Source organism: Phyllobacterium sp. TAF24 (assembly GCF_052113785.1).
Taxonomy (GTDB): domain Bacteria; phylum Pseudomonadota; class Alphaproteobacteria; order Rhizobiales; family Rhizobiaceae; genus Phyllobacterium.
On record NZ_JBFRDN010000026.1, the window covers coordinates 21,205 to 34,092 of the forward strand.

Consider the following 12,888-nt stretch of genomic DNA (forward strand, 5'->3'; position numbering starts at 1 on the left):
AGGTTATCATGGATGCGCTCGTGGATACGGCGTCCAGCCAGTTCGAACTCAATGAGGATCAGCTGGCAATTCAGGACATGGCCCGCGCCTTTGCGGCGGACCGCGTTGCACCCAACGCGCTTGCCTGGGACCGCGACAAGCACTTTCCAGCGGATGTAATCCGGGAAACCGGCCCGCTCGGCATGGGCGGCATCTATGTGAAGGAAGAGTTTGGCGGGTCTGGGCTGAAACGGCTCGATGCAGTGCTGATCTTCGAAGCGCTATCAGCCGCCTGCCCGGCTTTTTCGGCCTTCATCTCGATCCACAACATGGCGACATGGATGATCGATCTCTACGGCAATGACGAACAGCGCCAACGCTTTGTGCCGCATTTGACCTCAATGGAGTGGCTGGCGAGCTATTGCCTGACCGAACCGAATTCCGGCTCGGATGCCGCCGCACTTAAAACCCGCGCGGTGCGCGATGGCGACCATTATGTGCTGAACGGTGCAAAACAGTTCATTTCAGGCGCGGGTGATACGGACCTTTATATCACCATGGTGCGCACCGGCGAGGACGGCCCGAAGGGCATCTCGACGCTGATCATTCCGAAGGATGCACCCGGTCTTTCCTTCGGTGCCAATGAACACAAGATGGGCTGGAACGCCCAATCCACCCGGCAGGTGATTTTCGACAATTGCCGCGTGCCGGTGGCAAACCTGCTGGGCGCGGAAGGCGACGGCTTCAAGATCGCCATGGGCGGCCTTGATGGCGGACGCCTCAATATTGCCGCCTGCTCACTTGGCGGCGCTCAGTCGGCACTCGACAAGGCAGTAACCTATGCGTCGGAGCGTAAGGCGTTCGGCAAGGCGATCAACCAGTTTCAGGCACTGCAATTCAAGCTGGCCGACATGGAAACGGAACTCTCGGCGGCGCGCGTCCTGCTATACACGGCGGCGTCAAAGCTTGACCGCAAGGCGCATGATGCCTCCAAATGGTCTGCCATGGCCAAACGCTTTGTCACCGATACCGGCTTCAATGTTGCCAATGATGCGCTGCAAATCCATGGCGGCTATGGTTATCTGCACGATTACGGCGTGGAAAAGCTGGTGCGTGACCTGCGCGTTCATCAGATTCTCGAAGGCACCAATGAAATCATGCGGGTCATCATATCCCGCTCCATGATGGGCCGCTGAACCACGCTTTTCACATAACAATATCAGGGAGAATACCGCGATGACGACTGTCGCTTTTATCGGTCTTGGCCATATGGGCAACCCCATGGCCGCCAATCTGGTCAAGGCCGGGCACACGGTGCTGGGTTTTGATCTTCTGCCGGAAAATCTTGAAGCCGCCAAAGCCAATGGCGTCACCATCGCGCCAAGCGCAGTTGCAGCCATTGCCGATGCCGATGTCGTCATCACCATGTTGCCAGCAGGAAAACACGTCCTCTCCGTCTATGCGGAAATCGCTGGAAAGGCCAAAAAGGGCGCATTGTTCATCGATTCCTCGACAATCGATGTGGATTCGGCTCGCAAAGCCCATGCCATAGCCGGCGAAAGCGGATTGCTTTCAGTTGATGCCCCGGTTTCCGGCGGTATTGGTGGCGCAGCGGCGGGAACGCTGACATTCATGGCCGGTGGTTCCGGTGATGCCTTTGCCGCTGCCGAGCCTGTTCTCCAGCCTATGGCTGGCCGTATCGTCCATTGCGGCGAACCGGGTGCCGGTCAGGCGGCCAAGATCTGCAACAACATGATTCTGGGCATTTCCATGATCGGCGTCAGCGAAGCCTTCACGCTGGCCGAAAAGCTTGGCCTGTCGCATCAGGCATTGTTCGATGTTGCCTCCACCTCCTCGGGCCAGTGCTGGTCACTGACCACCTATTGCCCGGTCCCCGGCCCTGTGCCGACATCCCCTGCCAATAACAGCTACAAACCGGGCTTTGCCGCTGCGCTGATGCTGAAGGATTTGAGGCTTTCGCAGGAAGCCGCAAGAAGTGTCGGTGCTGCGACACCGCTCGGCCAGCATGCGGAAGAKATTTATGCTCAATTTGGCGCCGCCGGAAACGAAGGTTCGGATTTCTCCGGCATCATCAATTATCTGCGCGACGCCACGCGTGAAGACTGACAGGCAAAGAAAAGTCGGGAAATTTCCGAAATTTAGATTTGCTTAAGCTCTCGCTAACCTCGCGGTAACGATGTCCGGTTAAAACTTTGCATGGAGCAGACAAGACCCTGCCCCATGCTCCGGATAGGTATTGCGTACCGGAGCTGTAATTTCTGCCAGCGTATTGTACGGCAGAATGCCATGCGTAATTTGGCAAAAAACCGCACTGCTCCTTGACGGACAGGGCGGTTTTTGATTTGGGTCTTCAGCAAAATCAGGCAAAGAAAAACCGCCACCTCCGAGGAGGCAGCGGTTCTCGAAACTTTCTGACGTGTCAGAAATCAGCCAGCCGAACGAGTCCAGATAAAGGACACTGCGGAGGCGATGCCGCTCTTCAGATTGCTGGATGGCGCATTGCGCTTTTCCGTAGCATTCCATGCAATGTGGACGCGGTTGTTGCGATTGAAGATGTAAAGCATTTGAGCACCTGATGGTAAAAACGTTTGTTGCCGCTCAAATGCGCTTTTTGCTTAAAGTTTGATCACGTTTTTTCGCCATGGCATGTCGCATTTACAGCAACCGATCATGCAAATATGCATGGCTGCTATGCTGAAACCACACCTCTACTGCCACAATTACGGGCACTCTGACTAAAACAGCAGCAAAATCAACGATGGCGCTGATAAAGCAGCCTTATTTCAGCTTTTGGCCACCAGACGCTTGTAATTGGCCCGCAGCGTTTTCCGTCCGGGATGGAGTGCCGCTTTTGTCGCTTTATCGACGGTCGCCTGTGCGATAGCCGCCGGTGACTTGCCGCTCCACACATCAAGCCAGAATGTTGCCGCCGAGTTCATCACTGATATCTGCGCTGCCACAACGCCATCGGTCATCGCGGCCATTTTTTCGGACACCGCCCGCGTTGACTCTGTTTTGGCGGACTTTTCCGTCAACCCCTCCATCATCATCATGGGCAGGCGCATGGCGATCACCATCGACGCCATTTGCAGGTCATGGACAGGAGCACGGCTTTTAACGGGAGATTTCATCTTTAAGGCCTTTTGGGTTTGAACGCAGCATCGACAGGTGGTTTTAAACCATTGGCGAGCCGATTGGTTTCATTGGCCATGCCGACAACCGCCAGAAGTTCCATCAATTGCGGATCGGTCATGCCCTTGGCGCGGGCAGAGGCCGTATGCGACCAACTGCAATAGTCGCAATTATTGGTGGCGGAAACCGCGATATAGATCATCTCTTTGACCAGCGGATCGAGCGCCCCGGGTGCCATCACCTCCCGCAGACTCTCCCATGTCCGTTTGAGAAGCTTTGGATCATTCGCCAGCACTTTCCAGAAATTGTTGACCCAGTCGGTGCCGCGCGTTTTCATGATGTCATCATACACAGCACGCACCGCCTCATCAGCCTGTTCATACTCAATCATCGGAACAATGGTTTGGTCAGTCATCGTGCTTTCTCGCGCTCTTGAGCCTTGGGAAATACGCCCGGAAATAACGGGCAGAAGAGGCCCAGACCCCAGATTGAGCCCGCCAGAACGAAAAAGTCCATTGGAATTCTTGCACAGGAAAATCCGCCGCTTAGAACCAGAAAAATCGGGAAAATACGCCCAACGGTAAATGAAATGGTGAAGAAAAATCGCCTAAAGCGTTGATCTTTCATGAACTGGCTTGTTACACTAGCCGTATGAACATTGTGACATCCACCTTCACAATTGATTTCCCGGCGTCGTTATATCGACAGGTGCTGTCGCGATATACCGCATTAATTGAACGAAACCATTGCATTCTGACGCGATAAGGATGCCAAATGGCACACAAACGGACAGCTGGGCAAAAGGCAGTGCCAAGTTAGATTCGTACCGGGTGAACGAACTGTCAAAACGAGTGGGAGACTAAACCTATGAAGAAGCTACTTGCTTCAACTTTATTGGCCGCAGGGTTTTTCGGCTTTGCCGGAGCCGCTTCGGCAGCAGAATGTGGTTCCGTTACCATCGCGAATATGAACTGGCCGTCTGCTGAAGCCTTGGCCAATCTGGACAAGCTTGTGCTCACCGAGGGCTATGGCTGCGATGCGGAACTGGTCGCTGGCGACACCGTTCCAACCTTCACATCAATGATCGAAAAGGGACAACCGGATGTCGCGCCGGAAGGCTGGCTCAATTCGGTGCGTGAACCGCTCGAAAAGGCAGTCAAGGAAAAGAAGCTTGTCTATGCTGCACCTGCCATTACGGAAGGCGGCACGGAAAGCTGGTGGATACCCAAATATTTCGCTGATGCGCATCCTGACATCAAAACAATCGCCGATGCCATGAAGCATCCGGAGCTTTTCCCCTCACCTGAAGATCCGAAGAAGGGTGCGGTTTACAACTGTCCGTCAGGCTGGGCCTGCCAGATCACAACAACGAATTTTTACAAGGCCTATGAAGGCGACAAACACGGCTTCACCCTTGTTGACACGGGTTCTGCCGCTGGCCTCGACGGCTCTATTGCGAAAGCTTACGAGCGCAAGGAGCCATGGCTCGGCTATTACTGGGGTCCAACAGCCATTCTCGGCAAATATCCCATGGTTAAACTCGACAATGGCGTGCCATTTGATGAAAAGGAATGGCAGCGCTGCACCACCATCGCCGATTGTCCTGATCCAAAGCCGAATGGCTGGGCAAAATCCGACATCTACACGATCGTCACCACGAAATTTTCTGACAGGGCTGGACCCGCGTTCGACTATTTGAAGAAGCGTCAGCTCTCCACGGTCGAGTTCAACGCGCTTCTCGCCTGGATGGTCGACAATCAGGCCACCGGTGAAGATGGTGCAAAATATTACCTGAAGAACAACGAAGCCACCTGGTCAAAATGGGTTTCTCCGGAAGCCGCTGCAAAGATCAAGGCAGCCGTTCAATAACCAACTGAATTGATGCGGCGAAGACCCTCTTCGCCGCATCGCACCATCCCGAATGGGCCGAGCGTTATTGCGTTCGGTCGCGATGGTCATTTCTTGACCCACAAAGAAGGGGGCGCAACATATGGATTGGTTCTATTCATTCCCGAAAATGAATGACGAGACACTCCGCAATTTGAAAAAAGCCATGGATGAAGGCTTCAAGGCTTTCACCCGCAGCTATGGCGATGTGATCGAGTCATTTTTCCAGCCGCTGCAATATTTTCTCATCCAGGCCGAGAAATTCATGACGTCGACACCGTGGCCAATCATGGTCCTGCTGATCGCCGGTATTGCCTGGATCGCCAGCCGCAACTGGAAGATCGTTGCCGGAACGGTCATTACTCTCCTCCTCATCGGCTATTTCGATATGTGGAGCGATGCGATGAAAACCATCGCGATGATTTTCGTCGGCACTGTCGTGTCCATCGTCGTCGGCATCCCCATCGGCATCGTCATGGCCCGCTCCGATACATTCCAGCGCATCGTCAATCCCATTCTTGACGTCATGCAGACCATGCCAAGCTTCGTCTATCTCATCCCCGTCGTCATGCTGCTTGGCATCGGCAAGGTTCCGGGCCTCATCGCCGTGGTGATCTACGCCATTCCGCCGATGATCCGCCTGACCAATCTCGGCATCCGGCTTGTTGACAAGGATGTGCTTGAAGCGGCTGACGCCTTTGGCTCCTCCAGCTGGCAGCGCCTCAAGAATGTGCAGATACCGCTCGCCCTTCCCACCATCATGGCCGGTATCAACCAGACCATCATGATGGCGCTTGCCATGGTGGTTATCGCTTCGATGATCGGCGTTCAGGGTCTCGGCCAGCCGGTTCTCCGGTCAGTGAACGGACAGTTCTTCTCACTCGGACTTTTCAACGGTCTTGCCATTGTCGGCATTGCCATCATCTTTGATCGCGTCAGCCAGGCCTACGGCATGCGCCTTCAAAAGCACCAGGAGGTGGTTCATGGCTGATCGTTCCGTTCAGGGCGCCGGTATCCAGATCAAGAATCTCTACAAGATTTTTGGCCAGAAACCTGCGAACTATGTCGATGCCGTCAAGAAGGGCATGACCAAGACCGAGCTCAATGAAAAGTACAACCATGTGCTCGGCCTGCGCGATATCAATATCGATATGCCCGCCGGTTGCATTCAGGTTGTCATGGGCTTGTCAGGTTCCGGTAAATCGACACTGATCCGCCATATCAACCGGCTGATTGATCCGACTGCCGGCGAAGTCATCATCGACAAGTCAGATGTCTGCAAGATGAACCAGAACGATCTGCGCGAGTTCCGCCGCCACAAGACGGCGATGGTTTTCCAGAAGTTCGCACTGCTCCCCCACCGCACGGTTCTCGACAACACGGTCTACGGCCTTGAAATTCAGGGCCTCAGCCGGGCAAAGCAGGAAGAACAGGCCCGCCGCTGGATTGAACGCGTTGGCCTGAAAGGCTTTGAGGACAATTATCCCAACCAGCTTTCCGGCGGCATGCAGCAGCGCGTGGGTCTTGCCCGTGCGCTCACCAATGACGCGCCGATCCTGTTGATGGACGAAGCCTTCTCGGCGCTTGATCCACTGATCCGCATGGATATGCAGTCCGTGCTTCTGGATTTGCAGAAGGAAATCAAGAAAACCGTTGTCTTCATCACCCACGATCTTGATGAGGCGCTGCGTCTGGGCGACCGCATTGCTATCTTACGCGATGGCGAGGTGGTTCAGCAGGGAACGGGGCAGGATATCGTGCTGAAACCCGCCGACGAGTATATTTCCAGCTTCGTCAAGGAAGTAAACCGCGGCCGGGTCATCATGGTGGATACCATTTCCACCAAGGGCGATGGTGCTGGCAATGCGGGCGGCGTAACGGTGAAAACCGGCACAATCCTTGAGGAAGCCGCCAAGACCATGACCGATGCCAACCAGCAGCATGCAACGGTTGTCGATGAAAGTGGTAAGCCGCTGGGTGTCATCAGTATGAACAATCTGATTCAGGCCATGGTTACGCCGATCAGCCATCTGACCCATCAAGCTGCTGAGTAGCAGAGGTTTATTCCTCCCTTGGGGGGAGACGCTGTGCTGATACGTTTGCGCTGGGGCAGGGTTTTCACCCCCCTCTGCCCTGTCGGGCATCTCCCCCACAAGGGGGGAGATCACATTGACATGAACGCTTTCCCACAAGCGAAAAAGTTTCAGATTGTGCAAAGGCAGTAGTGACAGCTGATCTCCCCCCTTGTGGGGGAGATGTCCGACAGGACAGAGGGGGGTGAATGCCACCGGTGCGTGGTTCGTGGTTCGACAGGCTCACCATGAGGGACTTGGGTGGATGCAACGCTAATCGCCAACATTGCACTTCACACCTCTGCACTTCACACCATTGCAGAACTCACTCCCTGCACCCCACCACTCTCCCTCATGGTGAGCCTGTCGAACCACGCACAACCTTGGTGCAACTCTGTTCAATAAATTCTCCCTCTCAACTCCTTAACACCTGTTTCCCCCCTCTCGCCCATGTCGCTTCCCTTGCGGTCAGCGTCGCTCACGCCGCGCACGAATTTCCCGTCTGTGGCGATAGTGGCACCATCGCAAGTAAAGGGCATGAGCTATGAGTGAACCGGCAACAGACATCGAAATCCCCGCAACGGCACGCGATCATGGCCGGCGTGGCGGACGGTCCCGCCCCCGCAGCATTGAAAGCGGCGCGTTCGACCAGCCTCCCTTCCGTCAATTGAAGATTCCGTTCGCGCCCACCAAGATCATTTCCGATGATGAGCTGGAATCCATCCACAATGCCTCGCTGCGCGTTTTGCAGGAGATTGGCGTCGACGTGCTGCATGATGGCGCGCGGGAGATCATGAAACAGGCGGGCGCAGATGTGCGTCCCGGCACCATGCGCGTGCATTTCGATAAGGATATGATCCTTGAATATGTCGGCTATGCACCGTCGGAATTCACCCTGCATGCGCGCAACCCCGCCCACAATGTGCGTTTCGGCGGCACCAACCTGATTTTCGCGCAGATGGGATCGGCGCCCAATTGTTCCGACACGGACAATGGCAGACGGTCCGGCAATCAGGCGGATTTCCGCAACTTCGTCAAACTGGCGCAGATGCACAACATCATCAACATGACGGGCGGCTATCCCGTTGAACCGATTGATATTCATCCATCGGTTCGCCATCTCGAATGCATCCGCGATCTCGCCACCCTCTCCGACAAGGCTTTTCACATTTATTCGCTCGGCAAGGAGCGCAATCTGGATGGTATTGAAATCGCCCGCATTGCCCGTGGCATCAGCCAGGAGCAGTTGCAGAACGAAGCCTCCTCCTACACCATCATCAACACCAATTCGCCCCTGAAGCTCGATGTGCCGATGATGGAAGGCATCATCCATATGTCGGGCAATGGGCAGATTGTTATCGTCACTCCGTTTACATTGGCCGGGGCCATGGCGCCCGTCACCATCGCCGGTGCGCTCGTTCAGCAGAATGCCGAAGCGCTTGCCGGTATCTCCTTTACCCAGATGGTGAAGAAGGGCGCACCGGTTGGTTATGGCGGCTTCACCTCCAATGTCGATATGAAATCCGGTGCACCTGCTTTCGGCACACCTGAATATATGAAGGCGCAGATGGTCGGCGGCCAGCTCGCCCGCCGCTATAAGATCCCCTATCGCACCTCCAATGTTTGCGCCGCCAACACTGTCGATGCGCAGGCTGCCTACGAATCCGTCTTCTCGCTCTGGGGTGCGATCCAGGGCGGCGGCAATTTCATGCTACATTCCGCCGGTTGGCTGGAAGGTGGCCTGTGCTGCTCCTACGAAAAGATGATCCTCGATTTTGACCTGTTGCAGATGGTGGCGGAGTTCCTGACGCCGCTCGATCTGTCGGAAGATGCCCTTGGCCTCGACGCCATGCGCGATGTTGGTCCCGGTGGCCACTTCTTCGGCACAGCCCACACCCAGTCCCGCTACAAGACGGCGTTCTATGCGCCGATCATATCAGACTGGCGCAATTACGAGACATGGCAGGAAGCGGGTTCCCCCACGGCCATTGATCGCGCCAATCGCGTCTGGAAGGAGCGGCTTGCCACCTATGAGAAGCCTCCCATCGATCCGGCCATCGAGGAAGAGCTGAACGCCTTCGTTGCCAGACGCAAGGCCGAGGGCGGCGCGCCGACTGACTTCTGACGGCCCTTTGAATCAAACTCTCAACGCATTGAATCATATTCCTATACAAGAGGCATAAGTGAATGAAATCGCACGTTAAAGCAGTTGTCATTGGCGGCGGCGTAGTTGGATGTTCGGTCCTTTACCATCTCGCCCGCGCTGGCTGGACGGATGTTCTGCTGATCGAACGCTCGGAGCTGACATCGGGTTCATCCTGGCATGCGGCTGGCGGTTTTCACACTCTGAACGGCGATCCGAACGTCGCCAAGCTGCAGGCCTATACGGTCAGCCTCTACAAGGAAATCGAAGAACTCTCCGGCCAGTCCTGCAGCCTGCATCTGACCGGCGGCGTAATGATGGCCGACTCGCCCGAACGCATGGACTTCCTGCGCCTCGCCCATGCGCGCGGCCGCTATCTCGGTATGGACACGGAACTGATCACCCCGTCGGAAGCCAAGGCCATGTTCCCGCTGATGGACGAAACCAACTTTGTTGGCGCCATGTGGGACCCGGTTGAAGGGCACCTTGATCCATCCGGCACCACCCATGCCTATGCCAAGGCCGCGCGCAAGCTTGGTGCTGAAATCAGCCTGCGCAACCGCGTGGTTGAACTGACGCAGGAAGTGGACGGCACATGGAATGTCGTCACCGAACAGGGAACGGTGAAGGCCGAACACGTCGTCAATTGCGGCGGCCTCTGGGCCCGCGAAGTCGGCCGCATGGTTGGCCTCGAATTACCAGTGCTTGCCATGGAGCATATGTATCTTCTGACTGAAGATGTGCCCGAAGTCATGGAATTCAACCAATCAACAGGCCGCGAACTCATCGGCGTTATGGATTTCAAGGGCGAGATTTATACCCGTCAGGAGCGAAATGGCATTCTGCTCGGCACCTATGAAAAGGCCGCCAAGCCGTGGTCGCCGGTTAATACACCATGGGATTTCGGCCATGAGCTGCTGGCACCGGATATTGATCGCATCGCCCCTTCCCTTGAAGTCGGCTTCAAGCATTTCCCCGGCATTGAAAAGGCCGGTATCAAGCAGATCATCAATGGCCCCTTCACCTTCGCGCCGGATGGTAATCCGCTCGTCGGCCCTGTTCCGGGCTTGACCAATTACTGGACCGCCTGCGCCGTCATGGCCGGGTTCAGTCAGGGCGGCGGTGTCGGCCTCGCCCTTTCCAACTGGATGGTGCATGGCGAACCCGGCTTTGACGTCTGGGGCATGGATGTGGCGCGGTTCGGCGAATGGGCAACCCTGCGCTATACCAATGCCAAAGTGCGTGAAAACTATTCGCGCCGCTTCTCCATCCGCTTCCCCAATGAGGAACTGCCCGCCGCCCGTCCGCAGCAGACAACGCCGCTCTATGACACCATGGTCAGCCAGAACGCCGTCATGGGCGATTCCTGGGGGCTGGAAACACCGCTCTGGTTCGCACCAAAGGGCACAGAAGCCAAAGATATCGTTTCATATCACCGCTCCAACGATTTCGAGCATATCGGCAATGAAGTCCGCGCCACGCGCGAGCGGGTCGGCGTGACCGAAATCGCCAACTTCGCCAAATACGAAGTCACCGGCAGCGGCGCAGAAGCGTTTCTTTCCTATCTCATGACCAACACCATGCCGAAGACAGGCCGTCTGGTGCTGACCCCCATGCTGAATGAAAAGGGCAAGCTGATCGGCGATTTCACCATCGCCAAGGCAGCCGAGGATCGCTTCCTCATCTGGGGCTCGTCCGCCGCACAGCGCTATCACATGCGCTGGTTCCAAAAACATCAGCCCAAGGATGGTTCGGTGCATATCCACCGCTTCGACCAGACGCTGGTTGGCCTTTCCATCGCCGGGCCGAAATCCCGCGATCTTCTGGCCAAACTTGTCGATGAAGATGTGTCGAACACCGCCTTCCGGTTCATGGATTTCCGCGAAATGGCCGTTGGCGGCGCGCCGTGCAAGGTCAACCGCATTTCCTATACGGGCGATCTCGGTTACGAAATCTGGATGGAACCGGCCTATCAGCGGCTTGTCTACAAGGCGATCAAGGATGCGGGCAAGGAATTCGATATTGTCGATTTCGGCATGCGCGCTTTGCTGTCGATGCGGCTTGAGAAGAATTTTCCCACATGGTTCCGCGAGTTGCGCCCGATCTATGGGCCCTATGAAGGCTCGATGGATCGTTTCATCAAGCTCACCAAGAATGATTTTATCGGCCGCGAAGCCGCAGCGCAGGAAAAAGCCGAATTTGACGCCGGAACCAGCAAAAAACTGCGCCGCGTATCGCTGATCATCGATGTGCCGGATGGTGATGGTGCTGCCGATGTCATGGGCGATGAGCCGATCTGGGCCAAAGTCACCAAGGATTATGGCGTCGTGGAAGCCGGCCACGGCGTTGGTGCGCCGCGTTTCGACGATACAGGTGCCGCTGTTTCCTTTGATGGCGACAAGGGTGCTGTTCAGGGCGATTGGCGCGTTGTGGGCTGGGTGACATCGGGCGGTTACGCCCATTATGTCGGGCATTCGATGGCGCAGGGCTATGTACCCGCCGAGCTGGCTGACAATGAGAGTGCTGGTCTATTCGAAGTCGAAATCCTCGGCCTCCGCCGCGCCGCCCGCATCAATATCGAGCCACCGTTTGATCCATCCGGGGCAAAAATGCGCGGGTGATAAAGCCCTTTGCGTTCGACAAGCTCACCATGAGGGAGAGTGAGGGTGCAATGCTGATCGCCAGCATTGCAAATCACGAAAAGTGCAGAACTTGACTCCCCTTCATCACCCCTCTCCCTCATGGTGAGCTTGTCGAACCACGCACCACAACACGCACTATGTTGATTGCATTTGCACAACCATTGTTGCGCCCTTCGACAGGCTCAGGATGAGGGATATGGGTGGTTGCAGGGAGTTATATTCTGCGCCGGTTGCGCATCACTTTCAGATGATCAGACAACCACACCTTCAAAGGCTGAGATAAATGGCAGGCCCTTGCGCTTGGCGGTCCAGCCTACCACGATCAGGGCACTTGCTGCCTCGTCATAGCGCTGGGCAAGTGCCCAGGACTTGATATCGATGGCGGCAATATCCGCACGCCCGGATGCTACGGCTTCCACCGAGGCACGGTGGCCGCCGGTTTCAATGAGGCGGGCAAACAGGCTAAAACTCTCACCCGTTGCGGCCAGATCGCGCTGGAGGCCGAGATAGCCGGACATGGAATCATGGCTGTTGAAAGCAAGGCGTTTTCCGCGCATGTGGGCGATGGGTAAAATCGGCTGGCTGTCCTGCGACGCAGGCACGGCTACCCCCTCGCCCCGGCGCATCACCAGCGCGCTGGAATAGAGCGCGTCATCGCCGCCCGCCACACCCGAATAGTCGTCCTGCCCCGCCACATGCACATGGGCGGCAAGACCGAGTTCCATCGGACCCCAGCAGGTCTGCGCGAACAGCAACGACGGATGACGCCACAGCGTCGGCATATCGAGTTCATCGGGGGCAAGCGATGCCGGATCAGGCGCAATCACATGACCGGAGGCATCGCGGATACCGCCCGGTACAGCAGGAAGATCGCCATTACGACGCGTCAAAAACTCCGGCGCATCAAACCCTTTGGCGCGAAGCTTATCGCGGATAGCAATCCACTGCGCATCCACTTCGGTACGGCGTTCCGGCCAATCATACATCGGCAAGGCTGCAATGAGTGTCATAC

At 56.2% G+C, this 12,888-nt stretch carries 12 protein-coding genes; 7 read left to right on the forward strand and 5 right to left on the reverse strand.

Annotation, left to right across the window (positions count from 1 at the left end; translation table 11 throughout):
• Positions 1 to 20 precede the first annotated feature (20 nt).
• On the forward strand, positions 21 to 1,175 hold the full coding sequence (locus tag AB4Y96_RS19770) for an isobutyryl-CoA dehydrogenase (RefSeq protein ID WP_441919395.1): 1,155 nt from the start codon (positions 21 to 23) through the stop codon (positions 1,173 to 1,175).
• Positions 1,176 to 1,215: 40 nt separating this feature from the next.
• Positions 1,216 to 2,106: a 3-hydroxyisobutyrate dehydrogenase gene (gene mmsB / locus AB4Y96_RS19775; protein WP_441919339.1), complete on the forward strand. Its 891-nt coding sequence runs from the start codon at positions 1,216 to 1,218 to the stop codon at positions 2,104 to 2,106.
• Between the two features lie 320 nt (positions 2,107 to 2,426).
• On the opposite strand, the gene AB4Y96_RS19780 is transcribed toward mmsB, so the two are convergent.
• The 4 genes from AB4Y96_RS19780 to AB4Y96_RS19795 all read right to left on the reverse strand — a co-directional run bounded on the left by AB4Y96_RS19780 (position 2,427) and on the right by AB4Y96_RS19795 (position 3,759).
• Positions 2,427 to 2,564 (reverse strand): hypothetical protein, encoded by a 138-nt coding sequence (locus tag AB4Y96_RS19780; RefSeq protein ID WP_162700203.1) that lies wholly within the window; start codon positions 2,562 to 2,564, stop codon positions 2,427 to 2,429.
• Positions 2,565 to 2,783: 219 nt separating this feature from the next.
• On the reverse strand, positions 2,784 to 3,131 hold the full coding sequence (locus tag AB4Y96_RS19785) for a hypothetical protein (RefSeq protein WP_139210385.1): 348 nt from the start codon (positions 3,129 to 3,131) through the stop codon (positions 2,784 to 2,786).
• 2 nt (positions 3,132 to 3,133) lie between these two features.
• Positions 3,134 to 3,547: a carboxymuconolactone decarboxylase family protein gene (locus tag AB4Y96_RS19790; RefSeq protein ID WP_091877716.1), complete on the reverse strand. Its 414-nt coding sequence runs from the start codon at positions 3,545 to 3,547 to the stop codon at positions 3,134 to 3,136.
• On the reverse strand, positions 3,544 to 3,759 hold the full coding sequence (locus tag AB4Y96_RS19795; protein WP_139210387.1) for a hypothetical protein: 216 nt from the start codon (positions 3,757 to 3,759) through the stop codon (positions 3,544 to 3,546). Before AB4Y96_RS19795 ends, AB4Y96_RS19790 begins: the two co-directional genes overlap by 4 nt.
• Positions 3,760 to 3,999: 240 nt before the next feature.
• Here AB4Y96_RS19795 and AB4Y96_RS19800 point away from each other — a divergent pair, with 240 nt between their 5' ends.
• The 5 genes from AB4Y96_RS19800 to AB4Y96_RS19820 all read left to right on the forward strand — a co-directional run bounded on the left by AB4Y96_RS19800 (position 4,000) and on the right by AB4Y96_RS19820 (position 11,855).
• Complete coding sequence (locus tag AB4Y96_RS19800; protein WP_091877717.1) at positions 4,000 to 5,001, forward strand: ABC transporter substrate-binding protein; 1,002 nt, start codon at positions 4,000 to 4,002, stop codon at positions 4,999 to 5,001.
• 121 nt (positions 5,002 to 5,122) lie between these two features.
• Positions 5,123 to 6,010, forward strand: coding sequence for an ABC transporter permease (locus AB4Y96_RS19805; protein ID WP_112527405.1), 888 nt, complete (start codon positions 5,123 to 5,125; stop codon positions 6,008 to 6,010).
• Positions 6,003 to 7,073 (forward strand): quaternary amine ABC transporter ATP-binding protein, encoded by a 1,071-nt coding sequence (locus AB4Y96_RS19810; protein WP_091877719.1) that lies wholly within the window; start codon positions 6,003 to 6,005, stop codon positions 7,071 to 7,073. The genes AB4Y96_RS19805 and AB4Y96_RS19810 overlap by 8 nt, the downstream gene beginning before the upstream one ends.
• A 562-nt stretch (positions 7,074 to 7,635) precedes the next feature.
• Positions 7,636 to 9,216, forward strand: coding sequence for a trimethylamine methyltransferase family protein (locus tag AB4Y96_RS19815; protein WP_441919343.1), 1,581 nt, complete (start codon positions 7,636 to 7,638; stop codon positions 9,214 to 9,216).
• Positions 9,217 to 9,278: 62 nt separating this feature from the next.
• Positions 9,279 to 11,855 carry a GcvT family protein gene (locus AB4Y96_RS19820; RefSeq protein ID WP_441919345.1) on the forward strand — a complete coding sequence of 859 codons (2,577 nt, stop codon included), beginning with the start codon at positions 9,279 to 9,281 and terminating at the stop codon, positions 11,853 to 11,855.
• A gap of 272 nt (positions 11,856 to 12,127) precedes the next feature.
• Here AB4Y96_RS19820 and AB4Y96_RS19825 read toward each other — a convergent pair whose 3' ends face one another.
• Positions 12,128 to 12,886 carry a phosphate/phosphite/phosphonate ABC transporter substrate-binding protein gene (locus AB4Y96_RS19825; RefSeq protein WP_441919346.1) on the reverse strand — a complete coding sequence of 253 codons (759 nt, stop codon included), beginning with the start codon at positions 12,884 to 12,886 and terminating at the stop codon, positions 12,128 to 12,130.
• Positions 12,887 to 12,888: the final 2 nt, after the last annotated feature.